General features: G+C 54.7%; 32 protein-coding genes and 1 tRNA gene. 23 read left to right on the plus strand and 10 right to left on the minus strand.

What is annotated here, in order from left to right:
- Window positions 1-131: 131 nt before the first annotated feature.
- Together NE562_RS05430 and NE562_RS05435 are read right to left on the minus strand one after the other, a co-directional pair.
- Window positions 132-1,625, minus strand: coding sequence for a Na+/H+ antiporter NhaC family protein (locus NE562_RS05430; protein ID WP_419195993.1), 1,494 nt, complete (start codon window positions 1,623-1,625; stop codon window positions 132-134).
- Between the two features lie 107 nt (window positions 1,626-1,732).
- Window positions 1,733-3,154, minus strand: a complete 1,422-nt coding sequence (locus NE562_RS05435) for an alanine/glycine:cation symporter family protein (RefSeq protein ID WP_280961384.1) — start codon at window positions 3,152-3,154, stop codon at window positions 1,733-1,735.
- 250 nt (window positions 3,155-3,404) lie between these two features.
- On the opposite strand from NE562_RS05435, the gene NE562_RS05440 reads away from it, so the two are divergent.
- The 6 genes from NE562_RS05440 to NE562_RS05465 all read left to right on the plus strand — a co-directional run bounded on the left by NE562_RS05440 (window position 3,405) and on the right by NE562_RS05465 (window position 10,030).
- Entirely contained in the window at window positions 3,405-4,118 is a 714-nt protein-coding gene (locus tag NE562_RS05440) for a radical SAM protein (RefSeq protein WP_280961385.1), read from the plus strand.
- Between the two features lie 2 nt (window positions 4,119-4,120).
- Window positions 4,121-4,837, plus strand: coding sequence for a queuosine precursor transporter (locus NE562_RS05445; protein WP_280961386.1), 717 nt, complete (start codon window positions 4,121-4,123; stop codon window positions 4,835-4,837).
- 59 nt (window positions 4,838-4,896) lie between these two features.
- Entirely contained in the window at window positions 4,897-5,706 is an 810-nt protein-coding gene (locus tag NE562_RS05450) for an NYN domain-containing protein (RefSeq protein ID WP_280961387.1), read from the plus strand.
- A 127-nt stretch (window positions 5,707-5,833) separates the two neighbouring features.
- Window positions 5,834-8,173 (plus strand): M13-type metalloendopeptidase, encoded by a 2,340-nt coding sequence (locus tag NE562_RS05455; protein ID WP_280961388.1) that lies wholly within the window; start codon window positions 5,834-5,836, stop codon window positions 8,171-8,173.
- 22 nt (window positions 8,174-8,195) lie between these two features.
- Entirely contained in the window at window positions 8,196-8,882 is a 687-nt protein-coding gene (locus tag NE562_RS05460) for a response regulator transcription factor (RefSeq protein WP_280961389.1), read from the plus strand.
- Complete coding sequence (locus NE562_RS05465; protein WP_280961390.1) at window positions 8,879-10,030, plus strand: sensor histidine kinase; 1,152 nt, start codon at window positions 8,879-8,881, stop codon at window positions 10,028-10,030. Before NE562_RS05460 ends, NE562_RS05465 begins: the two co-directional genes overlap by 4 nt.
- A 75-nt stretch (window positions 10,031-10,105) precedes the next feature.
- Here NE562_RS05465 and rpsR read toward each other — a convergent pair whose 3' ends face one another.
- The 3 genes from rpsR to rpsF are packed head-to-tail and all read right to left on the minus strand — an operon-like array spanning window position 10,106 to window position 11,181.
- Window positions 10,106-10,372: a 30S ribosomal protein S18 gene (rpsR, locus tag NE562_RS05470; protein WP_280961391.1), complete on the minus strand. Its 267-nt coding sequence runs from the start codon at window positions 10,370-10,372 to the stop codon at window positions 10,106-10,108.
- Between the two features lie 20 nt (window positions 10,373-10,392).
- Entirely contained in the window at window positions 10,393-10,872 is a 480-nt protein-coding gene (locus tag NE562_RS05475; protein ID WP_280961392.1) for a single-stranded DNA-binding protein, read from the minus strand.
- Window positions 10,873-10,884: 12 nt separating this feature from the next.
- Window positions 10,885-11,181, minus strand: a complete 297-nt coding sequence (gene rpsF, locus NE562_RS05480) for a 30S ribosomal protein S6 (RefSeq protein ID WP_280961393.1) — start codon at window positions 11,179-11,181, stop codon at window positions 10,885-10,887.
- A 294-nt stretch (window positions 11,182-11,475) separates the two neighbouring features.
- Between rpsF and NE562_RS05485 the strand changes: the two genes are divergently transcribed.
- A tRNA-Thr gene (locus tag NE562_RS05485) sits at window positions 11,476-11,551 on the plus strand.
- Between the two features lie 144 nt (window positions 11,552-11,695).
- Here the strand turns inward: NE562_RS05485 and NE562_RS05490 are convergent.
- The 5 genes from NE562_RS05490 to NE562_RS05510 form a co-directional block, all read right to left on the minus strand.
- On the minus strand, window positions 11,696-13,087 hold the full coding sequence (locus NE562_RS05490) for a site-specific integrase (RefSeq protein ID WP_280961394.1): 1,392 nt from the start codon (window positions 13,085-13,087) through the stop codon (window positions 11,696-11,698).
- A 116-nt stretch (window positions 13,088-13,203) separates the two neighbouring features.
- Window positions 13,204-13,596, minus strand: a complete 393-nt coding sequence (locus NE562_RS05495; RefSeq protein ID WP_280961395.1) for a nucleotidyltransferase substrate binding protein — start codon at window positions 13,594-13,596, stop codon at window positions 13,204-13,206.
- Entirely contained in the window at window positions 13,583-13,873 is a 291-nt protein-coding gene (locus NE562_RS05500) for a nucleotidyltransferase family protein (RefSeq protein ID WP_280961396.1), read from the minus strand. The genes NE562_RS05495 and NE562_RS05500 overlap by 14 nt, the downstream gene beginning before the upstream one ends.
- Window positions 13,874-13,933: 60 nt before the next feature.
- Entirely contained in the window at window positions 13,934-14,629 is a 696-nt protein-coding gene (locus NE562_RS05505) for a helix-turn-helix domain-containing protein (RefSeq protein WP_280961397.1), read from the minus strand.
- A gap of 519 nt (window positions 14,630-15,148) precedes the next feature.
- Window positions 15,149-15,517, minus strand: coding sequence for a helix-turn-helix domain-containing protein (locus tag NE562_RS05510; RefSeq protein ID WP_280961398.1), 369 nt, complete (start codon window positions 15,515-15,517; stop codon window positions 15,149-15,151).
- Between the two features lie 140 nt (window positions 15,518-15,657).
- Between NE562_RS05510 and NE562_RS05515 the strand changes: the two genes are divergently transcribed.
- The 16 genes from NE562_RS05515 to NE562_RS05590 all read left to right on the plus strand — a co-directional run bounded on the left by NE562_RS05515 (window position 15,658) and on the right by NE562_RS05590 (window position 24,783).
- Window positions 15,658-15,861, plus strand: a complete 204-nt coding sequence (locus NE562_RS05515; protein WP_280961399.1) for a hypothetical protein — start codon at window positions 15,658-15,660, stop codon at window positions 15,859-15,861.
- Window positions 15,833-16,462, plus strand: coding sequence for an ORF6N domain-containing protein (locus NE562_RS05520; protein WP_280961400.1), 630 nt, complete (start codon window positions 15,833-15,835; stop codon window positions 16,460-16,462). Before NE562_RS05515 ends, NE562_RS05520 begins: the two co-directional genes overlap by 29 nt.
- A 6-nt stretch (window positions 16,463-16,468) precedes the next feature.
- On the plus strand, window positions 16,469-17,359 hold the full coding sequence (locus NE562_RS05525) for an ORF6N domain-containing protein (protein ID WP_280961401.1): 891 nt from the start codon (window positions 16,469-16,471) through the stop codon (window positions 17,357-17,359).
- A gap of 2 nt (window positions 17,360-17,361) precedes the next feature.
- Complete coding sequence (locus NE562_RS05530; protein ID WP_280961402.1) at window positions 17,362-17,715, plus strand: hypothetical protein; 354 nt, start codon at window positions 17,362-17,364, stop codon at window positions 17,713-17,715.
- A gap of 258 nt (window positions 17,716-17,973) precedes the next feature.
- A complete protein-coding gene (locus NE562_RS05535) occupies window positions 17,974-18,156 on the plus strand; it encodes a hypothetical protein (protein WP_280961403.1) in 183 nt (60 codons plus the stop codon).
- A 248-nt stretch (window positions 18,157-18,404) separates the two neighbouring features.
- Window positions 18,405-18,602 carry a hypothetical protein gene (locus tag NE562_RS05540; protein WP_280961404.1) on the plus strand — a complete coding sequence of 66 codons (198 nt, stop codon included), beginning with the start codon at window positions 18,405-18,407 and terminating at the stop codon, window positions 18,600-18,602.
- On the plus strand, window positions 18,595-18,957 hold the full coding sequence (locus tag NE562_RS05545) for a hypothetical protein (RefSeq protein WP_280961405.1): 363 nt from the start codon (window positions 18,595-18,597) through the stop codon (window positions 18,955-18,957). The genes NE562_RS05540 and NE562_RS05545 overlap by 8 nt, the downstream gene beginning before the upstream one ends.
- Window positions 18,954-19,190 carry a hypothetical protein gene (locus NE562_RS05550; RefSeq protein ID WP_280961406.1) on the plus strand — a complete coding sequence of 79 codons (237 nt, stop codon included), beginning with the start codon at window positions 18,954-18,956 and terminating at the stop codon, window positions 19,188-19,190. The genes NE562_RS05545 and NE562_RS05550 overlap by 4 nt, the downstream gene beginning before the upstream one ends.
- Complete coding sequence (locus NE562_RS05555; RefSeq protein WP_280961407.1) at window positions 19,187-19,441, plus strand: hypothetical protein; 255 nt, start codon at window positions 19,187-19,189, stop codon at window positions 19,439-19,441. Before NE562_RS05550 ends, NE562_RS05555 begins: the two co-directional genes overlap by 4 nt.
- Window positions 19,434-20,036 carry a CHC2 zinc finger domain-containing protein gene (locus NE562_RS05560; RefSeq protein WP_280961408.1) on the plus strand — a complete coding sequence of 201 codons (603 nt, stop codon included), beginning with the start codon at window positions 19,434-19,436 and terminating at the stop codon, window positions 20,034-20,036. The genes NE562_RS05555 and NE562_RS05560 overlap by 8 nt, the downstream gene beginning before the upstream one ends.
- Window positions 19,990-22,011 (plus strand): DUF927 domain-containing protein, encoded by a 2,022-nt coding sequence (locus tag NE562_RS05565; protein WP_280961409.1) that lies wholly within the window; start codon window positions 19,990-19,992, stop codon window positions 22,009-22,011. Before NE562_RS05560 ends, NE562_RS05565 begins: the two co-directional genes overlap by 47 nt.
- Window positions 22,012-22,547: 536 nt before the next feature.
- A complete protein-coding gene (locus NE562_RS05570; RefSeq protein ID WP_280961410.1) occupies window positions 22,548-23,000 on the plus strand; it encodes a hypothetical protein in 453 nt (150 codons plus the stop codon).
- Window positions 22,997-23,230 carry a hypothetical protein gene (locus NE562_RS05575; RefSeq protein WP_280961411.1) on the plus strand — a complete coding sequence of 78 codons (234 nt, stop codon included), beginning with the start codon at window positions 22,997-22,999 and terminating at the stop codon, window positions 23,228-23,230. Before NE562_RS05570 ends, NE562_RS05575 begins: the two co-directional genes overlap by 4 nt.
- On the plus strand, window positions 23,199-23,621 hold the full coding sequence (locus NE562_RS05580) for a hypothetical protein (protein WP_280961412.1): 423 nt from the start codon (window positions 23,199-23,201) through the stop codon (window positions 23,619-23,621). The genes NE562_RS05575 and NE562_RS05580 overlap by 32 nt, the downstream gene beginning before the upstream one ends.
- A 209-nt stretch (window positions 23,622-23,830) precedes the next feature.
- On the plus strand, window positions 23,831-24,295 hold the full coding sequence (locus tag NE562_RS05585) for a hypothetical protein (RefSeq protein WP_280961413.1): 465 nt from the start codon (window positions 23,831-23,833) through the stop codon (window positions 24,293-24,295).
- A 74-nt stretch (window positions 24,296-24,369) separates the two neighbouring features.
- On the plus strand, window positions 24,370-24,783 hold the full coding sequence (locus tag NE562_RS05590; RefSeq protein WP_280961414.1) for an HNH endonuclease signature motif containing protein: 414 nt from the start codon (window positions 24,370-24,372) through the stop codon (window positions 24,781-24,783).
- Window positions 24,784-24,844: the final 61 nt, after the last annotated feature.

Genomic DNA, 24,844 nt, shown 5'->3' on the forward strand with positions numbered 1-24,844 from the left:
AAAATTGAAAATTGAAGCTTTGCTTCAATTTGACCAAAAACCGGCGGCGAAGTGTGCCCAAAGGGCGCGCGCCAAAGCCGGAATTCTCGATCGAAATGGGGCTTTGTTTCGATCGACAGACTGTCAAAAGCTTATGAGGAGGCCTTTTTGTTCTTTGCCGTCAGGAACAGCGCCAAGACGACCAGCAGCGCCGCGCCAATGGCAAGGGCGATATAGCCGCTGCCGGTCAGGCCGCCGACCAAATAGCCGACAAAGCAGATCACCGCGATCATCAGCGCGTAGGGCATTTGCGTCGAAACGTGGTCGATATGGTTGCATTGCGCGCCCGCGGAGGCAAGGATGGTCGTATCCGAGATCGGCGAAACATGGTCGCCGCAGACCGCTCCCGCGAGGCAGGCCGCGACCGTCATCACCAGCATGTTGCTGGGCGAATCGCCGAACACCGCCACCGCGATCGGGATTAGGATACCGAACGTGCCCCAGCTGGTGCCGGTGGCAAACGCCAAACCGAGCGCGACCAGGAAGAAAATGGCGGGCATCAGCATATGAACGACCGAATCGCCGCCCACCACGCTCTGTACGTAGCCGCCGATGTTCAGGTAATCGCCCGAGCACACGCCGGACAGCGTCCAAGCGAGCGTAAGGATCATGATCGCGGGCACCATGGCCTTGAAGCCCTCGGTAAAGCTTTCGCAGAACTGGCCAAAGGTAAGAATTTTGCGCGGGAGATACAGCAGGAAGGTGAAAATAAGCGTGGTAAACGAACCGAGCACCAAAGAAGTCGAGGAATCGCAGTTGGCGAACGCGTCGACAATGCCCACGCCGTCCATGATGCCGCCGGTGTAAAGCATGCCGCCGATGCACAGAACGATCAGCACCGCGATCGGCAGAATCAGGTCGAGCACCTTGCCCGCGCCGCCGACAACGTGGGTCTGCTCCATATGGGAGAGGTCGTCGCCGTTATGGGCGCTTTCGTATTTTTTCATCGGGCCGAAATCGAAATCCGCCGCCATCAGGAAGATGAGGAAGGCGAGCGTCAGCAGGGCGTACAGGTTGAACGGGATGGTGCGCAGGAAAAGCGAAAACCCGTCCATCGAGCTGCCTTCGGGCAGGGAAGAGCCCACGGCCGCCGCCCAGCTTGAGATCGGCGCGATGATGCACACCGGCGCGGCGGTCGCATCGATGATATAGGCGAGCTTGGCGCGCGAAATACGGTACTTGTCCGTAACCGGGCGCATAACGGTGCCGACCGTCAGGCAGTTGAAATAGTCGTCCACAAAGATGAACATGCCGAGGAACGAGGTCGCGAACGACGCGCCGCGGCGGCTTTTGATCTTGCGCACGGCCCACTCGCCGTAAGCGCGCGACGCGCCCGATTTGGTAACGAGCGATACCAAAATGCCGAGCAGCACCAAAAAGATGCAGATGTTGATGTTGCCGCCCAGCTTGTCCCCCATGACGGTGAACGTGGTCTCGAGCGCGTGCAGCGGATGGAAGCCGCTGAAAAGCAGCGCGCCGGTCAAAATGCCGATCAAAAGCGAGGAATAGACCTCCTTGGTGATCAGCGCCAGCGCGATCGCGATGATCGGCGGCAGCAGGGTCCAGACAGTTGCAGTCAGATCCATATCGAAATTTCCCCCTTTATTTTGGGCCGCGGCGCGGTTAATCCCCCCGGCGCCGCAGCCTATTACTTTATTTTACCCTGCTTTTCTCTATCTGACAAGGTAAAATTTCACGGGTTTCGCCTAAATAGGCCGCTTTTTGCAAGGCGTTTTTGGTACCTTTTCCATTCGCGAACGACTTCGCCCGAAAGCGCGAGCACGCCGAGCACGTTGGGCAGGGCCATCAGGCCGTTGAAGGTGTCCGAAACCGCCCAAGCGAGCGAAAGCTCCATTGTGCATCCTACCACCGTCATACAGACGAACACAAACTTATAAACAGGCGCGATCCGCTCGCCGAACAGGTATTCCGCGCCGCGCTGTCCATAATACGACCAGCCGAGCAGGGTGGAAAAGGCGAACAGCGCGAGCGAGACCGATACGAACGCGCCGCCGAGCGAACCAAACACGGTGGAAAACGCCGTGGCGGTCAATCTGGCGCCGGTGGCGAGCGAGGACATGAGCGGCGTGCCCGCCGCAAGGCCGTAACGAATTGGGTCGTACGCGCCGCTCGACAAAATGACCAGCGCCGTGACCGTGCACATGACGATGGTATCGAAAAACACCTCGAAAACAGCCCACATGCCCTGCTCGCAGGGCTCGCCCGCCCGCGCCGCCGTGTGTACCATGACCGAGGAGCCCAGCCCGGCTTCGTTGGAGAACACCCCGCGCGAGACCCCGCATTGCAGCGCGCGCATCATGCCGTACCCGGCGGCGCCCGAAACGCCCGCCCGCAGGTCGAAGGCGTCGTGGATGATCTGTCCCAGCGCCGCGGGCACGGCGGCGTGGTGAATGACCAGCACCGCCGCCGCGCCGCCCATGTAAAACAGCGCCATGAGCGGCACCAGCCGTTCGGTGACCGAGGAAATGCGGCTAAGCCCGCCCAGCATCACGAGCGCGATCATCGCCGCGGTCGCCAGCCCGGTGGCGAGCGGAGGCACGCCGAAGGTGCCGGAAAGCCCTTCCGCGATTGAGTTGCACTGGCTCATGTTGCCGATGCCAAAGGAAGCCAGCACGCAGAACAGCGCGAACGCGCCGGCCAAAAACGGGCTGCCCAGCCCGTTTTTCAGGTACAGCATGGGTCCGCCGCGCGGCGCGCCGTCAGGGCCCGTTTCGCGGTAGAGCATGCCGAGCGTGTTTTCGGCAAAGGCGGTCATCATGCCGAAAAACGCGGAGACCCACATCCAAAAGATCGCGCCCGGCCCGCCGAGGGTGAGCGCGGTCGCAACACCCGCGATATTGCCCGTGCCGACCGTCGCGGCAAGCGCCGTGCACATCGAGCCAAAGGGCGAAATGCCGCCCTCGCCGCCCTTTCTCGCCGCGCCGCCGCCAAAGCAGGAAAATATTGTTTTGCGCAGGCACAGCCAGATATGGCGCACCTGAAAAAAGCCGGTGCGCACTGTGAAATACACCCCCGCGCCGACGAGCAGCGCCAGCATGACCGGCCCCCAAACAAACGAGCGGATCAAATCGTTGATCGCCGTGAGCTGTTCCATTGGCATCCACATCCCTTCCGTTCGGGATACTATATGCCTTGACTTTTTGGTTCTTTCCGATTAAAATAAATTAGCTTGCAGCAAAGCGGTGCAAGCCGCCAATTAGATAAAGGACAGTTCGCAACCATCCTGTCCCTAAACAAAACTATGGAATAAAGCGGTGCCGTTTGTTTGCGGCACGGCGGTTTGATGGTGCGCCCGTTTTTGGGCACGCCTTATTTTTTTGCCAAAAAAGGAGCATTCTAATTTTATGGACGAGCTGACCCGATACTCGGTCGTCACCGATAAAAATCCGCGCGAGATCGCCCTGCTGCGCGGGCGCGGCTGCGCGTGGCGCAAATGCGCGTTTTGCGATTACCATCTGGACTGTTCGCCGGATGAAAGCGAGAACTTTGCGCTCAATCGCGCGGTGCTGCGGCAGGTCACCGGCCGTTTTGCCCGGCTGGAGACGATCAACTCCGGCTCGTTCGCCGAGCTGGATGGAAATACCGTGCATTTGATCGAGCAGGTGTGCCGGGAAAAGGGGATAGGCGATCTGCACATCGAAAGCCACTGGCTGTACCGCGACACGCTGCCCGCGCTGCGCGAACGGTTCGCGGCGCAGGGAATCACACTGCACGTGAAGATCGGCGTGGAAACCTTTGACTACGATCACCGCGAGCGGGTGCTGCGTAAGGGCGTCTCCGAAGCAGACCCCGCGCGGATCGCCGCCCTGTTCGACGATTGCTGCCTGCTGTTCGGCCTTGCGGGCCAAACGGCGGAAAGCATGCGCCGCGATGTGGAGACCGGCCTTGCGCACTTTGACCGCGTTTGCATCAATTTAATGACGCCCAACACCACGGCGGTCTCGCCGGATGGGGCCGCCCGCGCAGCGTTTCTGCGCGAGGTCTATCCGCGGTATCAGGCCGAACCGCGCGTGGATATTTTGCTGCACAACACGGATTTTGGCGTGGGAGGGGTGTAAAAATGCCGGTCAATGAACTTTTACTTGCGGCGGCGGTGGTCGTCATTTTCGGCTCGGTGCTGCTGTGGTACCGCCTGTTCGGCGATACGGGGCTGATGGCCTTTACCGTGTTCGCCACCATCACGGCCAATATCGAGGTGCTCATTTTGGTCGACGCGTACGGCATGGAGATGACGCTCGGCAACATCCTGTTTGCCAGCACCTTTCTTGTAACCGACATATTAAGCGAGGTTTCGGGCAAAAAGGCCGCGGAGCGCGCCGTGCGGCTGGGCATTTTGACAAGCGCCTTGTTTATCGTGGTTTCGCAATCGTGGCTGCTGTACCGGCCCGCGCCGAGCGATTGGGTATCGCCCGCCATGCGCGAGGTTTTTTCCAACACGCCGCGTATGATGATCGCCTCGCTCGCGGTGTACGCGATCGCGCAGGTGTTCGATGTTTGGCTGTATCATAAATGGTGGGCGCTGACCGAGCGCCTGTCGGGCGACCGGCGGCGTTTTTTGTGGCTGCGCAACAACGGCTCTACCCTGATCAGCCAGCTGCTCAACGCCATTTTGTTCACGCTTTTCGCGTTTTACGGCACGTACGACGGTAAAACGTTGGTCTCCGTCGTTTTGTCCAGCTATGTCATCTTTATCGTCACCTCGCTGCTCGATACGCCGGTCGTCTATCTAGCGCGGCGCATCGCGGAAAAGCGCGCGGATGGACAAAATACGGTTTGACACCCGCCCCTCGCCGCCTGTATACTAAGGGTAATGAATGAAAGCAGAGGAATATATGTATGGCAAACGATAGCCGGTTCGCCGTTTTGATCGATGCGGACAACATTTCCGCCAAATATATCAAGGTAATTTTAGACGAAATATCCAAAGACGGCGTGGCCACCTACAAGCGCATCTACGGCGATTGGACCAACCCGGCTCTGATCTCGTGGAAATCCACGCTGCTGGACAACTCTATCCTGCCGTACCAGCAGTATAGCTACACAACCGGCAAAAACTCGACCGACTCGGCCATGATCATCGACGCGATGGATATCCTCTATTCGGGGCAGGTGGAGGGCTTTTGTCTGGTTTCCTCGGATTCGGATTTTACCCGTCTGGCCGCGCGTCTGCGCGAATCCGGCATGACGGTCGTGGGTATGGGCGAGCGGAAAACGCCAAAATCCTTTATCGCTTCCTGCAACCGTTTTAAATTCCTCGACATTTTGGCCGATGTGGAGGAAAACGAGGAGCGACACGCCGAGGACGAGCCCAAGCCCGCCAAAGCGGAAAGCCGCCGCTCCGGCCGCGCCAAGGCGCAGAAGGAAGCCGAGCCCGCCGAGCCGCCCCGCGCGGAGCCTACGCAGTCGCAGACCAGCCTGCGCACCATCAAGCGCGCGCTGCGCTCGATCGTCGCCGAGAACTCGGACGAGGACGATTGGATGTTCATCGGCAAAATGGGCAACCTGCTGATTAAGCGCTACCCGGATTTCGACGTGCGCAATTACGGCTATTCCAAGCTGACGCCGTTTGCCGAATCGCTGGGCCTGTTTGATTTCAAAACCGAGGGCGAGGGCGGCAAGCGCAACACCTATGTCCGCCTGCGATAAAAGTTTGTCTTCGCGCAAACGATTGGCAAAACTAACGATAATCTAACGCTGCATTTGGTATCCTTTCCTCAGTACTTCGCGATCACCGGCCACGGGGCCGGCGCGGAACAGGAAAGGATATTCATTTATGATCAAAAAATTTACAGCGAAGCTGACCGCGCTCATGCTTGCGGTCACATTGGCGCTCAGCGGCTGCGCCGCCCCGCGCGCCGGGCAGGAGCCGGCGGCGGAAGCCTCCGCGACGCTTGGACAGCTCGCGGATTATTTTATAAAAGCGGCGGATGATTACAAGGGAAACGCTGACCGCGCCGCGGTGCTGGAAGGTTTTTCGGAAAATGACCGCGCCACGCGCCTGCAAATGCTGGTGCTTGCCGGCCGCGCCTTTGGAAAGTTGTCCGCGCCAACGGGCCACGCGAAAGACCTAACGCCGCCGAAAGCCGATCTGACCCACGCGCCCGACTGGGCGCGGGAGCAGCTGCAAAACCTATCCCACGGCGGCGTGCTGGCGCCGTCCGATCTCGAAGCGCGTGCAACCGAAAAGACGGTCACCCTGCGGGACGCGGAGATCCTCGCGGCGCGGTTTTTCGCCCGCTATGGCAGCAACCTGAAGGATAATTTTTACACTGCTGTGAACAAAGCCGCGCTTGAGACCCTCAAGGTGCCCGCGGGTTCGACCATGACGGGCGGCTCGGCCACGGTGGCGGCGAACACCGACCGTCAGCTGCACGATCTGATGAAGGAGATTGTAAACAGTGAGCAACGCTATGCCAAGGGCAGCCCGGAGCAAAAGATCCGCGACCTTTACCGCAATGTGATGAATATAGAAGCGCGCGACAGCGCGGGTATCGCGCCGCTTCGCAAATATCTGGACGCGGTCGACGCGGCCGGCGACTTTACCGAGCTGTACGCCGTGATCGCGCAGGCGGTCAACGAACTGGGCAACGCGGCAAACGGGCTGTTTCCCATGGTGGCCGTTACCGATACCAAGGACAGCACCCGCCGGGTAATGCAGCTTTTCACCATAACGCCGATGATGCAGCAGAGCGATTACGACGATCCCGATAACGAGATGCGAACGGAATACCGTGAAACAACGATTAACCAGCTTATGGCGGTGGGCGAAAGCCGAGCGGACGCGGAGCGCCACACGGATGAACTGCTCAAGATCGAGCGGGCGCTGGCCGGTCAGGCGATGAGCGCCGAGGAACTGGGCGATCCGGAACGCAGCGGCGCGCGCTATACGCCGCGGTCGCTCGACGAACTGATGCCGCGGGCGAAGCCGTCTCAGCTGTTTAACGCGATCGGCCTGCCCATGGACACGCCGATGCAGGTGTTTGATAAGAAGCAATTCGCGGCCTACGCCGGGTGGTTTACCGAGGAAAATCTCGATATTTTCAAATCCACACAGAAAATCGCGCTGCTTGTGGGCTATAGCCCCTATTTGAGCGTATCGCTCGGGCAGGCCTATGGCTATCAGAGCGGCACGGCGGAGGAACAGGCCAATGAAGCGGTGCAGAGTATGCTTTCGGACGAGCTGGGGCAAGTATATGTCAACCGGTATTTCCCCGGCGATTCCAAGGCCGCGGTCGAAAAGATGGTGCATCAGATGATCGAGGCCTTCAAGACCCGCATCGGCCGCATCGATTGGATGCAGGAAAGCACGAAAAAAGAGGCGGTCAAAAAGCTGGATTCGCTGACGGTGCTGATCGGCTATCCCGATACGTGGGATATGAACCCCGCGGAGATCGCAAGCGCCGCCGAGGGCGGCAGCTACTTTGCAAACGCCGCCGCCTCGGAGGGCGAAAAATGGAAAAAAACCGTGCGGTCGATGAATGAACCGGTCGATCCGCGCCGATTCGCGCTGGCGGCGTTTACGGTCAACGCGGCAGCCAGCCGGAACACCAACACGCTGATTTTTCCCGCCGGTATTTTACAGGCGCCTTTTTACGATAGGAACGCCCCTTTTGAAGAAAACCTAGGCGCGATCGGCAGCACCATTGCCCACGAGATCACCCATATGTTCGACGACGGCGGCGCCAAGTACGACGCGGCGGGCAATATGCGGGATTGGTGGGGCAAGGAGGATTACGCGCACTTTCAGGCGCTTTGCGAAAAGGCACAGGCGTTTTACGAAGGCCGCGAAGCCGCCCCGGGCATACCGGCGAATGGGAAAGAGACCTTGAGCGAGAATATTTCCGATATCGGCGGTATCGCCTGCGGCTTGGAAGTGCTGTCGACCATGGAAAACCCGGATTACGACGCATTTTTCCGTAGCTTTGCCCGGCAGTGGCTGCGCGTTTCCGGGTACGAGGAGAAAAAGGAACAGGCGGAAATTGACCAGCATGCCCCCAATAATCTGCGCACCAATCGGGTGCTCGCAAATTTTCAGGAATTTTTTGATACCTACGGCATCGGCCCCGGCGACGGCATGTATGTAGCGCCGGAGGACCGCATGCAGATCTGGTAACAGAACGGGAGGACCGCGCGACATGAAATTGCTGCTGGTGGAGGATGAAGCGTTACTGTCCAAATCCGTGGCCAAGGGGCTGGGGCTGCTGGGTTACGCAGTCGACTGCGCCTACGACGGCGAGCAGGCGCTTTACCTGTATGGGCTGAACGAATATGACCTGATGATTCTGGATTTGAACCTGCCCGGACTGGACGGCATGGAGGTGCTGCGGCAAATACGGGAGAAGGATGCGGATTTTCGCATTCTGATCCTGTCCGCGCGCAATTCCCTAGAGGATAAGATCAGCGGTCTGGATAGCGGCAGCAACGATTATTTGACCAAGCCCTTCGAGTTCGCGGAGCTGGAGGCCCGCATCCGCAGCCTGCTTCGGCGCAGCTTTACGACAAAGGATGTAACGCTTCGCTGCGGCCTTCTGCGGCTCGACACCGCCGCGCGGCAGGTGTGGTACGGACAGCGGCAGGTCGAACTGACCCGCAAGGAGTATACGCTTTTGGAATATTTGATGACGCACTCCGGGGAGACCGTCGCGGCGGAAACGCTGATCGAGCACGCGTGGGACAGTGAGACCGACCTGTTCTCCAACTCCTTTCGGTTCCACATCCACTCGCTGCGAAAAAAGATGGAAACGGCCGGCGCGGGAGACTATATTGTGACAAAAAGGGGACAGGGCTATCGCCTGCAAGCCCCGGAGGAGGGCGCGCCGTGAAAAAATACACCTTACGGCTGCGGCTGACGGCGATCGTCGGCGTGATTCTGCTGGCGGCCTGTGCGCTGCTCACCACAAATTCTCTCTTTGCCGCGCACACCTATTACGGGGATTACGCGGCGCTTTTAGACAGCGGGCTTGCCGATATCGACCCCGCGCTATCGGGAGAGGTCGAGATCGATCCCGTGATCAAAGAGCCGGAAAACTATTTTCACGCCGCTTCGCAGAAATTTTCCGCGCAATCGCTTGCGGCCATGGCGCTGATCGTGGCGCTGGCGCTCGCCGGCACCTATTGGGCCACGGGGCGGGTGCTGCGGCCGCTGAAAAAGCTGACGCAGTCGGTGCGCGCGGTGGATGACCGGCATCTGGACCGGCGCGTAGCCGTAGAGCAGGCGCGGGGCGAAGTGCTGGCGCTGACGGAATCCTTCAATCATATGCTGGACCGGCTGGAGGACGCGTTTCTGATCCAGAAAAGCTTTGCATCCAATGCGGCGCACGAGCTGAAAACCCCGCTGGCGGTCATGAAATCCTCTTTGCAGGTGCTGGAAATGGACCCGCATCCGGAAACGGCGGATTACCGGGAATTTATGCAGGATACCGCGCAGAGCTTGGATCGTATTATAAAGACCGTGGACGGGCTGCTGGCGCTGGCGGATATCGGCGCCGTGCCCGCGGAGGAGACCGTTCCGCTGCGCCCGCTTTTGGAACAGGCGCTGCGCGAGCTTGCCGCGCGGGCAGCGGAACACGGCGTGCGGCTATCGCTCGATAACGAGCAACAGGCGGCGGTGACCGGAAACGCCAGCCTGCTTTACCGCGCGTTTTTCAATCTGATCGAAAACGCCATCAAATACAACCGGCCGGGCGGCAGCGTCACGCTGTCGTCGGAACCGGCGGGGGATACGGTGCGCGTCCGTGTCGCGGACACCGGAATCGGCATGACGCCGGAGGAGCTGCGCCATATCTTCGAGCCGTTTTACCGCGCCGATCAGTCGCGCTCACAGCGCATTCCCGGTTCGGGTCTGGGGCTGCCGGTCGTGCAAATGATTTTGCAGCGCCACGGCGGCGGCATCGCGGCAACGAGCGAGCCCGGTTCCGGCTCCGCGTTTGTGGCGACGCTGCGCATGGCGCAGGGCGCGCAAACCGAATAAAGCGCATAAAAAAGATCCGCACGGCGAAACGCCTGCGGATCTTTTGTTGTATCCTTATGAAATGGGAACGGGTAATTACTCCGCCGTGTAGGGCAGCAGAGCGATATGACGGGCGCGCTTAATCGCGTCGGTCAGCTGGCGCTGATGACGTGCGCAGGCGCCGGTCATGCGGCGGGGCAGAATCTTGCCGCGCTCGGACATATATTTGCGAAGCTTGGCCACATCCTTGTAATCGACGCAGTCGATCTTATCGACACAGAAATTGCAAACCTTTCTGCGGCGACGGCCGCCGCGCTGCGGACGGTCGGAACGGGGCGTATATTCTCTCTTGTTTTCTTCCATTGTCACTTTACCTCCTTAGCTCAGAATGGGACATCGCCGTCATCATCGGCAAGCTCCTGAAAATCCGAATCGCCCGAGGGCAGATCGAATGCGGGAGCCACCTGCGATGCGGCGGGTTCGGGCCGCATTTGCGAACCGTCGCCGTAGCCGCCGGCATAACCACCGTTTGTTTCGCGGGACTTTTTGGTCTCGCCGAAGGAAACTTCATCGCAGTTTACTTCGATTGCGGTGCGGTTGTTGCCGTTCTGGTCCTGCCATTGGCGGGACTGTACGCGGCCGACTACGATCGCCATAACGCCCTTCGCGAACCACTGCGCGACGAATTCCGCCTGACGGCCCCATGCGACACAGTCGATGAAGTCGGTCTGGCGTTCGCCGTTCGGGCCCTTGCGGTCGCGGTCGATCGCAAGGCGGAAGGAGCATACGGCCATGTTGCTCTGCGTGTGACGCAGCTCGGGATCCCGGGTCAAACGACCCATTAAAATCGCCTTATTGAGCATGCTGCACCCGCCTTAGTCGTCCAGACAGACGATCAGCGAACGCATCAGGCCATCCGTGATCTTGTAAATACGGTCCAGCTCAGCCGGGAAGGCCGGGGCGGACTCGAAACGGATCAGGGTGTAGTAGCCTTCGGTCTGGTCGTTGATCGGGTAGGCCAGCTTGCGCTTGCCCCAATCCTCAACCTCAACGTTCGTGCCGTTCGTCTCGACGAGAGCCTTGAACTTGTCCGCGACAGCCTGAGCGGCCGCCTCCTCCAGCGTGGGAGTGACAATGAAGATTGTCTCGTACTTGCCAGTAATCTTTGCCATGCTTTTAGCACCTCCTTTTGGACTATAGGCCCATATCCACTGATATGAGCAAGGATACCTTTCTATTATAACGGAATGCGAGGAAAAGTCAAGAAAAAACTAAAAAAAGATTGACGAGAAGGAAAAACCATGGTACAATATCAAGGCTGACAAAATGATAGCGGTTGAAATAGTCAAGCACAAAAATGCTTGCGCAGGTCATCGGCTATTTATAAAAGGCATTCTTTTCAAACCGCCAAATCCGTGGTATACTAACAAACAGAACGAGGCGGAGATGGCCTGATTCTCATAAATGCTTGTGTGGCTCAGTTGGTAGAGCAGCGCATTCGTAATGCGCAGGTCATCGGTTCGAGTCCGATCACAAGCTCCAAGAAAACCCGCTATTTCGTATGAAATGGCGGGTTTTTCGTACTTTTCGTACTAATATGGAAAACAGCAAAATACTTTTGTCCGTTATTTGTCCGTTACGGATAAAAAGACGAGCGCGGGATCATCTGACTCCGCGCTCATTATTTTATGCTTTTTTTCTGACAGGATGCAGCAAATCATCAAGGGTATCGGCTGCGGCTGCATCGGCAGATTGGATAGCATGTGCGTATATTTTGGCTGTTGTACTGAAGTTTGCATGACCCAGCCGGGAGGATACGGTTTGCAAATTCGTGTTGGCAGCGATCAGCAGCGATGCGTTGGTGTGGCGCAGGCTGTGCAGGTGGATCGGCGGCAGCGAGCTATCCTTTATGAAGTCATGAAACCAGCCAGAAAGCGTATCTGGATGCATGGGTTTTCCGTTCCATGTAGTAAATAGCCGGTCATAGTCTTGCCACTGGTCTCCAAGCTGCAGGCGCTGCTCCAACTGCCACGTTCGATAGGCCTTCAAGAGTGTAAGGGCGGAGGCCGGCGCCCTGATTGCACGGCTGGAACTGTAATTCTTTGTTTCGTCGGTAAACACGCCCTCGCCGGGAAGGTACTGTGAGGTGCGGCGGACTTGAATGACGCCCGTTTCAAAATTGATATCCTTCCACTCCAGACCACAGAGCTCGCCGCGCCGCATGCCCGTGTACAATAGGAGCTCGACCGCAACACGATATTGCAGCGGGGCGGACTGCAGTAGATCGAGAAGCTGCAAGGCGTCCGATTCCTGTAAATATTCTGCATCCTTATGCTGCGATCGCGGCAGTTCGACACGCTCGCAGGGATTTGAGAAAATGACTTGCTGCTTGACCGCCGTATTTAAAATAGTGGATATCACAGCATGATATTTCCTTACGGTTTCGGGTGCGAGCGGTTCGGGCGATTCCGTGAGGGCAAACAGTTTATTAATAGGTCTGCCCAGCGCATCAGATATTTTTTGCGCCGTCTTGCTGGCTACGGGTTTCCCATGAACTGCCGAACGCACCGTGCATTGTGCAAGCCCTGTCTGGTTGACAAGCTCGTACTGCTTTAAGCCGACTTGTTTCAGGATGGCGGACAGGTCAACGCAAGCCTTACAGTGCGCATTCTGTCGGATCCCTTCCTCCATCAGGTTTGCATAGAATTTTGACAGATGATGCGGCTGTAGCTTATCCAGCCGTATATGTCCAATCGCAGCATTGATTCGCGTCAAATACGATTTATAACTGTGTAGGGTGCGCGGGCGTAAAGTAATCTCGCCACGCTCCTTGATCCACATCTCCGCGTAGTCAGCGAAGCGGACCGATCCGTCCAGCACCTGACCGGTGCGGCAGCGTTCCTCGAATAAAAAGGCTTGTCGGGCAGCTTCCTTGTCGGCCTGTCGCTCCGTCATATTTGCGGGCGGCCGCCAAGTGCAGTTGCGTTCGATTTGCTGGCCGGCTATATCATAGCCGCAGTAGCAACGCAACAGGTAGCTGGTGCCCTTCTTGCCTTTTCGCTTTGTTACGGTTGCCATAGCAATTCCTCCCTTTATTTTTGCTTTTGGGTATGGTACAATAAAGGGGCAGAATGCCTGTTCAAAGTTTCTGCCCCCTGTCCCGCTTACCGGTTGCAGCCGGTGGGCGGGATTTTTTATTTGTTTAAAAGCGCTGCAAGCTTTTGAAGCTCAGGCAGGTAGGACTTCTGAATTTTACCTGCAATTACCGCGGCGGTATGGTCGTCATAGATATGCGAGGTCGTATTGCGGGCGTTGAGCATGTCCAGCCAAATGCTGTCGCTGCTGATCAGGCTCGTAGCATAGGCTTCGCGCAATACCTGTTTGGGAAATTGCAGCGTGTTTTGTACGCCTGCGTCGATCATATACTCCTTAAGGGCTTTCCACGCCAATTCAAAGGTAAATTCAAACCGCTGGATCATCCCGTCCCGAACAGTATCGTTCGGGATGTTCTTATAGTCCGTAACGGCTTCCGCCAGACGCTGTACCGCGTCGAGGTAGTTGTCGCGCTTAGATTTATTGGGCTTCATAGAGGGTCACTCCATCTCGTTTGATTTCGTCCAGCAGGGCGGGGCTGGTGTGGGGGCTGATAAACACGACGTCAAATTTGAGCAGCGTGGGTAGTTCGTCAATACCGTCCAGAAAGGCTGCTTCTTTGCTTTCAGGCAAGCCATAGACGGCAAGGTCGATGTCGCTGCGCTCATGGTTGTCGCCCCGCGCGCGGGAGCCGAATAGGACGATACGCTCTGCGCCGCGTGAGCTGCCGAGGGCGGCTATGAGATTGTTGAGGTTAGGTTGCATGGGCATCGTCCTTTCCTTTACAGCCTGTCAAGCGTAATTGTCGTAGAGGATACTCGGGATGCTGCGTCATTTGCTATTTTCGTTATCACCAAGTAAAGCGTCTCTCGATTCTATTTCTTCAGAAAGCCAGTTTAAATAGCTGTAGTCAGAACCTACGTAGGCGTCAACAGTAGTTGAAAATAAGTCATCCAACTGATATTTGCAAAGGTCAATATATGATTTTCCGGTCACAACATACCAATCTGGTAGGTTTTTTAATCCTGACTTACTAGCAAATATAGTGTCCAGTTTGCTGTTGCTTATAGCGTCGGATAAGGTATCTGCAAAACGAAAATAGGCATTCTCAATGGGTGTATCGCCGTTGTTTAAAATATCGAAATAGTATTGCGACTTTGCATGTGATAGAAGACTAATGCCACTAATTATACTTGCAATACTCCCATCAGACAAAAAGGCATCAAATACTTCGGCTAAATCAGGAACTTCTGTAATTTTTCTTATTTCTTCAATGGCTTGATCGCTTAACTTTAATGCGGAAGATATACTAACGTTTTTAACCGTTCTCACGTTTGATAAACCCAAAAGGTAGTCCGATGTAACATGGAAGTACCTAGCGAGTTTAATTAACAAAACTGCATCAGGCTCACGACCGCCACGCTCGTAATTTCCTAATGCAGATTGGGATATATCTAGTTCTTTTGCAAGCTGCGCCTGCGAAAGCTGTGCTTCCTCCCGAAGCATCTTTATTCGAGCACCGACCATAGATCTAACCTCCGATTACTGCTGTTCGTGCTTATCATACCACAAATAAGCACGAATGAAAAGAAAAACTTGACGAAGCACAAACGTGATGGTAATATAGTAATTAAGCACGAACGGAAGCGGATAGCTGCTGCCGGTTTTTAAGTTTTGTGCCCTCTTAACAATATAGCCAACGAAATCGGACTTAAAACGCTTAAAATCGCATAAAAATCACATATTTTACAATGAAATAACCGGGGTATTTTGTTTGAGTCTAAGCTTTGACGGTGGTATTATAGGGTAAAGAAAACAGAGTTAACGTTTAATGATTGAAGGGAGCAAATTATGACAGGCAATCAGACAAAGAGAGAAGGACAGGCGGGACTGCCTGTACATAAAGCGTTCGACAAGCACGAATATGAGCGAAAGATTACGGATGTCGTTTCCAGTATTCGTAACGAACGGTCGTTGAAAATGGCATACCAATATGTTTTGAATCTAACAAAGTAAGAAGGGCAGCGGGAAACCGCTGCTTTTTTTTTATTTGCTATTTTGTTCGCTTAATGTCTTGATTAACTGCTGTATAATGGCTTTTCCATTTTCATCTAATTTCCAGTAGCTCCTAAGAGCTTTTTTGGTCAGATCGTCATTGGAGCAAGATATTTCTCCACAAAGAGCAGCAAACTCTTCGTCTGGGGTAAGCTCGACGAACATTTCTCCTTCACCAGTGCGTAGCCATATCTCGTTTACATTAAATATCTCACAAATGACAATAAGCATTTGGTCGGTTAGCTGATTTTCATTGTGTTCCAATTTAGATATAGCGGTATTTGTAACACCAAGTCTTTTCCCAAATTGTGCCTGATTCAATTTTAAGGCTTGTCTTATCTCACGTATTCGTTCACCCATTAAAACTCGGCTCCTTTCATCTGTGATGATTTCATTTTAACGCCTAGATTCCCTTTAGTCAAGTTTTTTCTTAAAAAGGCTTGACTAAATTGACTTAAGGGATTATGATGTTGATACAATCAATGATTGGAGGTGAAAAAGTGGAAAGAATCAAATATCCGATCAAGGACAAAGAAGCTAAACTGCGACACCTAGAGAATATAGCTAGTTGCCTTGAACGATTACCCGCGGATAAGTTGCTGTACTTGGCCGGATACGTTGACTGCCTAAACAGTGTGCAAGAAGCGGACAAGGAAGAAAAGGAGGGCAAAAGCCATGAACACAATCAAAGTAAACAACTATGATCTTCCCGTTCGGGAATTTCAGGGCCAGCGCGTGACGACGTTCCGCGACATTGATGCGGTACATAATCGGCCGGAGGGAACGGCACGAAAGCGGTTCAACGACAACCAGAAGCATTTTTTGGAGGGTACGGATTACTTCGTCCGAAATCCGGACGAAGCAGCTCGGGAGTACGGAATCATCGCTCCCAATGGGATAAAGCTCATCACCGAATCCGGCTATCTGATGCTGGTCAAGTCGTTCACCGACGACCTCGCATGGATGGTACAGCGCCAGCTTGTCAACGGATATTTCCGGGCTAGGGTGGACGAAGAGCGCAAGCGCGTATACCCGGTCAAGGCGTCCTCGCTGGGCGAAGCGGTCAACTGGGCCAAGCTGCAGCACACTGTCCAGAAGGAGCAGGGAAGCGCGGCATGGAAGCGCGCGGCGGCCTTTGAACGGACGGCACAACAGTTTGGTATCGACATCATTCCTGACTTTGTGGAGCCGCCCAAGTGGGAGGATCAGCAGCTTGCACTGACCGCCGCGCCGACCATGCTGATCGGGCACGTGGACACGATTGCAATGGGACAGCAGCAGGTCAGCCAAGGCAAACAGGAATGACTGAACATGAAAAAGCCCTATCAGAGCAGCAACTCCGACAGGGCAAAGAACAAAATATCCACTTACCTAATAGCCGTGTTGGAGGCGGCTGTCAAGATGAACAATTTAGTACCTATTGAACGTGAAGGCCAGCGTGTACTTCTGACTAACCAACTCGCGGAGAGCTATGAGACCGAAACCCAAGTCATTACTAACAATTTTAATCGCAACAGGGAGCGTTACAAAGTAGGCAAGCACTTTTATGCGCTTGAGGGCGAAGATAAGCGTGACTTTATCAACCTAACTCAAATTGATTTAGGTTCGGCCAAGAACAGCAAGACGCTCTACCTTTGGACGCAGCGCGGCGCACTACTACATGCGAAGTCACTCAACACCGATCGTGCATGGGAAGTATATGATGAGCTGGTAGAGACCTATTTTAAGGCGCAGGACATGAAGGCAAATCTCAATAACCTTTCCCCGCAACTCCAGCTCTTAATCGGCATGGAGATCGAGCAGAAGCGGCAGGCCGCGGAGTTAGTCGCGGTAAACGACCGACTGGACAATATCAGCGATATCGTTTCACTGGATGCGAACGCATGGCGCGACCGTACCAAAAAGATAATTGTGCAGATCGCCGACGCTTGGGGCGGCGCCGCTTACATCCAAGAGGTACATAACGAATTATATCGTTTATTGGAGCAGACCGCGCGGGTTGATCTCAAGCGCCGCATGGAGAACCGCCAGCGCAGGATGGCCGAGGAAGGTGTGTGCAAATCACGACGAGACAAGCTGAACCGGCTGGATATTATTGCGGACGACGCGAAACTTGTGCCAATCTACCTTGATCTGGTCAAGCGGCTGGCGATCAAAAACAGAATCGACATTCAAGGGATGTTTGAAGGAATGGAGGAGTGATTATGTTTTACATCAAAGAGCGGACCGAGAACGGCGAAGTCAAATTTGATATCACAGACGAGAATGTTTTTACAACTTGTCCCGGCTGCGGCGGTGAGCATCAAGTCGATTTGGCTGGCGTATTCGACGAGGACGAAAAAATAGATCTTTTTGGAACGGCAGTATACTGCGAAGCGTGCAGCAAGAAGATGGCTGGCATGCCCCACAGGGATAGAGATAATTTTGATGCCAAAATGGATCAGCTGATGGAGCACTTCCTCGACACGACAAACCGCGACGGCCCGAACAGCCCGGAAGCGAAAGCGGCCGGCGAGCGGCTCAAGACAGCGCTGAAAGAAGGAAAGCGATATGGCTGACTCATTCCACCTACCACGCATCCGAACCGCGCAAGCTGCCTTGGCCGAGGTGAAAAAGCTCGATCCGAAAACCGCGTTGAAACTATATCATCTACAACGACTAATGAGATCCGGCGTCGTACCAACGATTAGAGCGGGGAACCGTCTGTTCGTCAACCTCGATATGCTGATCGAGTACATAGCCAGACATCCGGACTTAGACCTGACCGACGACCATACGGTCGAGGGTATACGAGCCGTACCAGAGAGGGCGCACCGATGAAAACGTCACTCTGCTTCCTCGGCCTACTCCTGACCGGCTGCGTGTCGGACGCGGACAAGCTTCCGCTCGGCGCGGTGGCCGTTCTGGTGGCGGCGCTTACGATAGGGATGGTCGTTTTCGCAAGAGAAAAGCCGTCCAAGTGTACCAGCACTCGGACGGCAGACAGAACGACGGATTGAAGGCCCGTTTTTCTGTCTCCATTATAACCGATATTGGAGGTCTTTACAATGGAAAACGTAAATAATTCGCCTACACCGAACCTAGATCGGGTTGTGCGGTACTTGTGCCAATGCAAACACAGAAAAGAAATTCTAGAGGTTCTTACGCGATGCGCAACGATGCGGTTCCCAGCCTGTATGTCGCCCACCGAGAGGATTGAGACGGCGCTGCAAACCCACAACGTGAGCGTAGGTAAGGCGGTGCGTCAATGACCAACGTTGAAAAGCTGGTGCGCTTCTGCAGTGAAAACGACAATGACACAACACAGTTATTTCTCGCGCTGTTGTGCGTGGCTGGTGAAAAGATGCGTGTTGCGGAATCTGCTGATGATTTCCTTGATCGGTTGTCACCTGCGGAAGTGGCTAAGATCAAGAGTCTGGCGGCAGGAGGTGCGCGCCATGTTTGACGAAAAAAAGTTTATCGAGAAGGTACGGGCTGTTGATCTTGGTGCATACTGGCCTAACATTGAACGTCAAAGGGCGCTAATGAATGCCGCTGGTGCTGATACGTATGGCCTGATGCTCGATGCAATGCGTCTTGGCTTCCTCAAAGGCCAGCGTGCTGAGCACAAGAAGCATATCAAGCCGCGGCCCAAAGCCTACAAGAATGATACCGAATGTATGGTGCATCTGCTGCATGCTAGAGTGGATCGGATGAAAGACGATGAAACATTTATTCGTAAACTACACTATTACGCCAAAGCCTTGGAAAACGGGCCGGGATGGTCAGGGGAAGGCAGGAAGGAGGCGGCGCAGAAATGACCTATAACGATTTTATGGACGTTTTGCGTCCACTCATTATCGAAGCGTTTGAGGATGGTCGCCAAGGAAATGCGTATGATGAAGATGCGCTTTCCGAGTGGAACATGGTGTATAGCAAGGAAAAAGGTCGTCCAATGACGGAGCGGGAAAAGCGCTTGTTTGCAGGGGTTGGACGAAAGCTGATGCCCGCCAACAGGGAAGGGCTAAAGTTTGCAAAGGAGAAGGTCACATGACAGACATAAAAAAGAAGATCCATGCATACTTACGGCACGCCGAGGCGATCGGCCGAGCGGGCGGGACTTGCCCATTCGTACCGGGCATCGCACCGACGATGAAGTCGGAGGACAATGCGCTGCTGATCCGCGCGTGGGTGCTGCGGAACTTCCCGCCCGATACAGAAAGTAAGGAGTTTCGGGACGAGCTGGAGGACTTGATCGTACAGCTTGCCCGGCGTTGGCAGTTCGGAGCATTAAGCCGTGTTTGAGGAAATCAAGGAGCGGGTCGACATCGAGCAGGCGGCCCGCTTCTATGGCGTGGAGTTTGCGCGGGGGCACATGGCCCATTGTCCACTGCATGTGGATAATACGCCGTCTATGAGCTTTCGGAACGGCCGGTTTAAGTGCTTTTCCTGCGGTGAGGGCGGCGACGTGATCGATCTTGTGGCGGTGCTGACAGGGCTTTCGATCAAAGACGCGGCGAAGCGCATCAGCGACGACTTCGGCCTTGGGCTAGGGCAGGGGCACCGTCCCACGCGGCGTGAGCAGAGCACAGCCGAGCGGGAGCGAGCAAAAAAGCATGCGTTCTCGCTGTGGTGGCATGGCGCGTATAACATTCTGGCGCGGTACCGGCGGTTTCTGGCGCTATGCAAAGAGGGCTTCCGCCCACGTGCGCCGGGCGAGGAGGTGGTCGGGGATTTCTACATCGCGCTGCGCGAGCTGGATCTCGTGGACTATTTACTCGACCTGCTTTCCTTCGGCACGGATGACGAAAGGGTATTTATTTATCAGCATTACGGAAATGAGGTGAGAGAGCTTGCAAAAAAATTCGGATACCAATCCATTGGACGCGCTGTCGGATGAAGCATGGAAAACGATCATGGAGGACACAGCGCCGCCGGGCTTTACTTTCAACGAACAGGCGCAGACGTTGGACGAGCTGCTCACCGACGATGTGGCGCTGTCCTTGCTGGCGATCGACGACGATGTGCTTCGGCAGAAGTACAAGCTGCGCATGCGTGACATAGCAAAGAAGAACGGCTTTGCCCGCGGCTTCGACGCGCAGATGCGGGCCTATGAGCGACAGGCCGCGGCTGCAGAGAAAGAAGCGCAGCAAGCCGAACGGGCCGAGCGGGAAGCGCAGCGCGATCACACGATCCGGTTGACCGGCGCGCCGCTGGAGGGGCTGACCTGCTACCACTGGACAGTGACGAATCACGGGATTGAGGGCTCGAACGGGCGGATCTGTTCGCATCCGATTTTGATCGCTGAACGGCTGAACAATCTGGACACAGGCACACAAAAGGTAAAACTGTCATGGCCGCGCTTCAAGCGCTGGCGCAGCCTGTCGGTCAAGCGTTCAGTCATTGCCAGTCGTAACACCATTGTTTCACTGGCAGACCATGCGATCGCGGTCAACAGCGATAACGCGCCCGAGCTGGTGCTGTATTTGGCGGACTTTGAAGCGGATAATGAGAACGTCATACCGGTCAAAAACTCGCTGGATCGCGTGGGGTGGGTGAACGGCAACATGTTCATGCCGTATTCACAGGAATGCGTTTACGATGGCGACGAAGAATATCAAGGGGTTTTTACGGCGGTACGGCAGCAAGGGGACTTTGACGCATGGCGGGGTGAGGTATTCCGGGCCAGATCGCACAGTATCCCTTTCCGGGCCATGCTGGCCGCGTCCTTCGCGGCGCCGCTGCTTTGGAAGACCGGCGCGCTATCCTTCTTCGTCAACCTGTGGGGCGGCACGGAGGTCGGCAAAACTGTGGCGGCCATGGCTGCCGTATCGGTGTGGGGGGACCCGGACAAACTGACCGGTTCGTTTCATTCGACCGAGGTATCACTGGAACGTAAGGCCGCGCTGTGCCACTCGATCCCGATGGTGATCGACGAGCGGGAAACAAAGAAGGACGCGGACAAGGGCGGGCTGTCGCAGACCGTATACAGGCTGTGCGAGGGCCGGAGCAAGGGCCGCGGCACACGAGGCGGCGGGGTCGAACGGATGCGCGAGTGGAGAACGACCTTTTTATCCACCGGCGAAGCGCCGCTGTCGAGTGACAACAGCAAGGCCGGCGCGATGAACCGTATTGTGGAGATCGAATGCCGCGCCCCGCTGTTTCAGGACCCCAAGGCAACGGTGGAGTTGGTACGCGAGAACTACGGCTACGCAGGGAAGATTTTCATCGAGTTTCTGTTAAAATTACCCGATTTTGGGGAGGTCAAACGGACGGTAACTGTCTTTCAGAAGTTTTTACGAGAAAATACGGACATTTCCGACAAGCTGATCGCCGCGCTGGCGCATCTCGGCACGGCGGATTATTTGAGCTCGATCGCGGTGTTTGGGCTTGATCCGGACATGGCGCGGGAACAGGCGAAGGACCTCGTCGTGCGGATATCTGAGGGCATGATCACCCGCTCGGAAATGGACGAGGTGAACCGGGCATGGGACTTTGTGACCGGCTGGGTCGCGGGGAACGCGAACCACTTTGAAGAGGATATGCACGCGGACGAGAACGGCGTTTTTACGGGAGGCCGTTCAGTGGCAAACTACGCGGATACATGGGGTAAATTCAATGATGATAGCACCGTGACGGTCATTGCTGATCGACTGCGCAAGGTGCTATTGGATAACGGCTTCAATCCAAAGAAATGTTTGACTGGATTTGCGGATCTGGCACGGCTTGAGTACTCGGGGAAACGTGGGCATGGAGGTACGCTTACGCAAAAAGTGACCATTAACAAGGTACGTGCGCTTTGCTATGTGCTGCGATTAGAGCGCGAAATACCTGAAGTGGCTGGACAATCGAGGCTCGTGGCTGGACAGCAATAATTTTCCAACACGCAATGAAAGTGAGCAAGTAGGGCCTTTATGAACAGATATATATTGTTTATAAAGAGAATTAATTTATAGTGTCCAGCCGTCCAGCCTGTCCAGCCACTTTTTTTAAACCTACACGCGAGGGCGTGCGTATGTATTCGCTTGCATAGACACACACGCGTGCCCGCTCTTATATAGCGTGTGTATTTCGTGAAAAATGGCTGGACGGCTGGACAGGTCTAAAAATCATAACATTAGAAGACCGTATGGACTGGTTATAGCAAGAAAAAAAGATAATCTGAAACAAAAAGGCGGTCAGCCAGAAAAACGCTTGGGCTGACTATGGATGGACGGGCGGGACACCCCGCCGGAAAGGATGATAAGAATGGAGAAAAGACTAATTTGCCCGATGTTTTCGGCAGCGAATCAATCGTGTAATTGCATGGGCCCTTCCTGCGCATGGTTCATCACAGTGGACTGGGACGGGGATATTCAGTGCGGAGATTGCGCTATATGCAGGATCGCAGAAAGTAAGGAGGACGAATAACTTGAGCTGGAGACCGATAGAAACGTACTTAGAATTTGGCTTCCGTACAGGTGGAAAAGATAAGTCCGACAAGCGCCTGTTCGACGAATGGGTGCAGGATAAAGATATCGTCCGGTGGACGTATGGGCCGAATGAACTGGTAGACCTGCCGCGGTATCTGCGGACAGGCCACCGGTACTATGTGCCCGGCGCATTCAGCCGGGGTGCGCGGTATGAGCTGCCGCCGCGCATGGATCATGCGACGATGTTTAAATCCCGATCGGGCAAGTGTTGGCTAACCTATCAGCCCTACTATGACGCAGCGGACACGCGGCTGCTGGTCGATGACTGGGCCGAGCGCCACGGTCTGCGTGCGGTGGTGTACGAGAAAGACGAAAGCTGGTATTATCCGGGCAGCACCTGCCTTGTGGTGATCGATGCGCCGGACGAATTGGGTAGAGGTAACAAGCGATGAAAATTTGCGACGAAGGTGCGGTAACGCTCGCCTGTGCAGTTCTGACGCAGGCAGCAAAAGATATTAAAAGGCAGAGCGTCACCAGAAGCGGAATAGCGGAAAATGAAGTCATGAACGGAGGAATCGATCTATATCTCGACTTAATCGGCATAGATATGGACGCAAACGCATTTATCAAGCGGGCTAAGGAGGAACGACGTGACAACAAAGCAATGGCTCATGCGGGCTAGGCGCATCGATAACAGGGTTAGAGCCTTATCTGCAAGCAAGCATGAAGTTTATGATCGCGCGATAGCAGCAACAGCGCAAATTAAAGACATGCCGGGGAGCAGCGGCGGCGCCGGTGGAAGCAAAAGCGAACAGTATGCTGTATTGAGTGCAGAGGTGGACGAGCAGATCGCGGAGCTGCGTCAAGTGAAAGCTGAAATTCTGCGAGCGATACATAAAATGCAGGATTCAACGCTGGCGACGCTGCTGATCGAGTACTACGTCAACTGCAACACGTGGGAGCAGGTTGCTGTGGATTTGGGCTTTTCGTGGCGGCACATTCAACGCCTGCATGGGCGAGCACTTAAAAAGTTTGAAGATGTCATGGAATGTCATATACCACCTGCGGTATAATAGAGTTATAGAAATATGTTTAAGTGCAATACTTCATGACATATGCTTCTGCCGTTCAAACATGAGTGCATCTGCATAACAGTCGTACCCTCACCACCTTAATTTCCATAAGACCCTTTGTTGGGAGATAAATCTATTTTAAATAGTTGCAGGTAACCGTTTAATACGATATACTAAAAATTGATAATTCCGAATAATGGAGGTAAAACATGGAACCGTTCAAACAGTGGACTTGTGATGTGTGTGGAAAGATTATTGACAACAGCGAGGACGCATATGTCGTATGGGGTACTGACGAATCAGATAAGATTGATAAAATGCGAATTGTACATAAAAATTACCGTCACGAAGATGGTACTTTAACAGGATGTGACTTGGATCAGAAAACATTTAATCGATCGCTACCCATAAGTGCGTTTTTGGGAGGCGCTGGAATTGCACAGCTGTTGTCTCTTATTGATCCTGGAGAGATGCATACTTCGGAGTGCAGGGATAACATCGCCGACATGCGAATGTTTGTAGAGATGTTTAGAAGGTTTCAAATACCGTATTACGAGGAAGCACGCTTGTGTTTGCCAAAAGCATTTGCACAAGGCTTTTTATGCGGTACCAATGAGGTGGCGACATATGTGCCGGATACGCTAAAAGCAGTAATTGAACGGTACAAAGATTAACAGATAATTACATATCACAACAGGCCGTCTGCGGATTTCGTAGGCGGTTTTGTTATGGAAAGAATGTGGTCGTGGTGCTGCAAAAGCTATGTTCCAAGTGCAAGCGAATCATACCGGCGGGCAAGGCGTACTGCGAACAGTGCCAGCGAATTGTAGACGCGGCCAACGAGAAACGCAGGGCAGAGGGACGGCGTAAGGCTAACCGTGCGTATGATAAGCGCAGAGATCCTAAGTATACTGCGTTCTACAACTCGGCGGAGTGGCGGACGTTATCGCATACTAAGATGATACAGGCGGGGTATCAGTGCGAGCGGTGCAAGCGGCAGCATATCATTGCCATTGCGGCAGAGGTGCATCACATACAGCCGATACAGACACCGGAAGGATGGGAGCGGCGCTTCGATATGGACAATCTGATCTGCCTGTGTACCAAGTGCCACAATGAAGCGCACGGACGCTTTCGGGGTAGGGGTACGAAAAAAGTATGAAGCATTTCGGGGACACCGATGCAAGGGGAGGTCTTTTCGGTAAAATCCCCTTAAATGAATT

Source organism: Butyricicoccus faecihominis (assembly GCF_024462775.1).
GTDB classification, from domain to species: domain Bacteria; phylum Bacillota; class Clostridia; order Oscillospirales; family Butyricicoccaceae; genus Agathobaculum; species Agathobaculum faecihominis_A.

What these genes read in the sequence shown, in the direction of transcription:
- NE562_RS05430 (WP_419195993.1), bottom strand. Translation starts at nt 1,625, where the DNA reads ATGGATCTGACTGCAACTGTCTGGACCCTGCTGCCGCCGATCATCGCG.
- NE562_RS05435 (WP_280961384.1), bottom strand. Translation starts at nt 3,154, where the DNA reads ATGGAACAGCTCACGGCGATCAACGATTTGATCCGCTCGTTTGTTTGG.
- NE562_RS05440 (WP_280961385.1), top strand. Translation starts at nt 3,405, where the DNA reads ATGGACGAGCTGACCCGATACTCGGTCGTCACCGATAAAAATCCGCGC.
- NE562_RS05445 (WP_280961386.1), top strand. Translation starts at nt 4,121, where the DNA reads ATGCCGGTCAATGAACTTTTACTTGCGGCGGCGGTGGTCGTCATTTTC.
- NE562_RS05450 (WP_280961387.1), top strand. Translation starts at nt 4,897, where the DNA reads ATGGCAAACGATAGCCGGTTCGCCGTTTTGATCGATGCGGACAACATT.
- NE562_RS05455 (WP_280961388.1), top strand. Translation starts at nt 5,834, where the DNA reads ATGATCAAAAAATTTACAGCGAAGCTGACCGCGCTCATGCTTGCGGTC.
- NE562_RS05460 (WP_280961389.1), top strand. Translation starts at nt 8,196, where the DNA reads ATGAAATTGCTGCTGGTGGAGGATGAAGCGTTACTGTCCAAATCCGTG.
- rpsR (WP_280961391.1), bottom strand. Translation starts at nt 10,372, where the DNA reads ATGGAAGAAAACAAGAGAGAATATACGCCCCGTTCCGACCGTCCGCAG.
- NE562_RS05475 (WP_280961392.1), bottom strand. Translation starts at nt 10,872, where the DNA reads ATGCTCAATAAGGCGATTTTAATGGGTCGTTTGACCCGGGATCCCGAG.
- rpsF (WP_280961393.1), bottom strand. Translation starts at nt 11,181, where the DNA reads ATGGCAAAGATTACTGGCAAGTACGAGACAATCTTCATTGTCACTCCC.
- NE562_RS05490 (WP_280961394.1), bottom strand. Translation starts at nt 13,087, where the DNA reads ATGGCAACCGTAACAAAGCGAAAAGGCAAGAAGGGCACCAGCTACCTG.
- NE562_RS05495 (WP_280961395.1), bottom strand. Translation starts at nt 13,596, where the DNA reads ATGAAGCCCAATAAATCTAAGCGCGACAACTACCTCGACGCGGTACAG.
- NE562_RS05500 (WP_280961396.1), bottom strand. Translation starts at nt 13,873, where the DNA reads ATGCCCATGCAACCTAACCTCAACAATCTCATAGCCGCCCTCGGCAGC.
- NE562_RS05505 (WP_280961397.1), bottom strand. Translation starts at nt 14,629, where the DNA reads ATGGTCGGTGCTCGAATAAAGATGCTTCGGGAGGAAGCACAGCTTTCG.
- NE562_RS05510 (WP_280961398.1), bottom strand. Translation starts at nt 15,517, where the DNA reads ATGGGTGAACGAATACGTGAGATAAGACAAGCCTTAAAATTGAATCAG.
- NE562_RS05520 (WP_280961400.1), top strand. Translation starts at nt 15,833, where the DNA reads ATGAACACAATCAAAGTAAACAACTATGATCTTCCCGTTCGGGAATTT.
- NE562_RS05525 (WP_280961401.1), top strand. Translation starts at nt 16,469, where the DNA reads ATGAAAAAGCCCTATCAGAGCAGCAACTCCGACAGGGCAAAGAACAAA.
- NE562_RS05530 (WP_280961402.1), top strand. Translation starts at nt 17,362, where the DNA reads ATGTTTTACATCAAAGAGCGGACCGAGAACGGCGAAGTCAAATTTGAT.
- NE562_RS05535 (WP_280961403.1), top strand. Translation starts at nt 17,974, where the DNA reads ATGAAAACGTCACTCTGCTTCCTCGGCCTACTCCTGACCGGCTGCGTG.
- NE562_RS05540 (WP_280961404.1), top strand. Translation starts at nt 18,405, where the DNA reads ATGACCAACGTTGAAAAGCTGGTGCGCTTCTGCAGTGAAAACGACAAT.
- NE562_RS05545 (WP_280961405.1), top strand. Translation starts at nt 18,595, where the DNA reads ATGTTTGACGAAAAAAAGTTTATCGAGAAGGTACGGGCTGTTGATCTT.
- NE562_RS05550 (WP_280961406.1), top strand. Translation starts at nt 18,954, where the DNA reads ATGACCTATAACGATTTTATGGACGTTTTGCGTCCACTCATTATCGAA.
- NE562_RS05555 (WP_280961407.1), top strand. Translation starts at nt 19,187, where the DNA reads ATGACAGACATAAAAAAGAAGATCCATGCATACTTACGGCACGCCGAG.
- NE562_RS05575 (WP_280961411.1), top strand. Translation starts at nt 22,997, where the DNA reads ATGAAAATTTGCGACGAAGGTGCGGTAACGCTCGCCTGTGCAGTTCTG.
- NE562_RS05585 (WP_280961413.1), top strand. Translation starts at nt 23,831, where the DNA reads ATGGAACCGTTCAAACAGTGGACTTGTGATGTGTGTGGAAAGATTATT.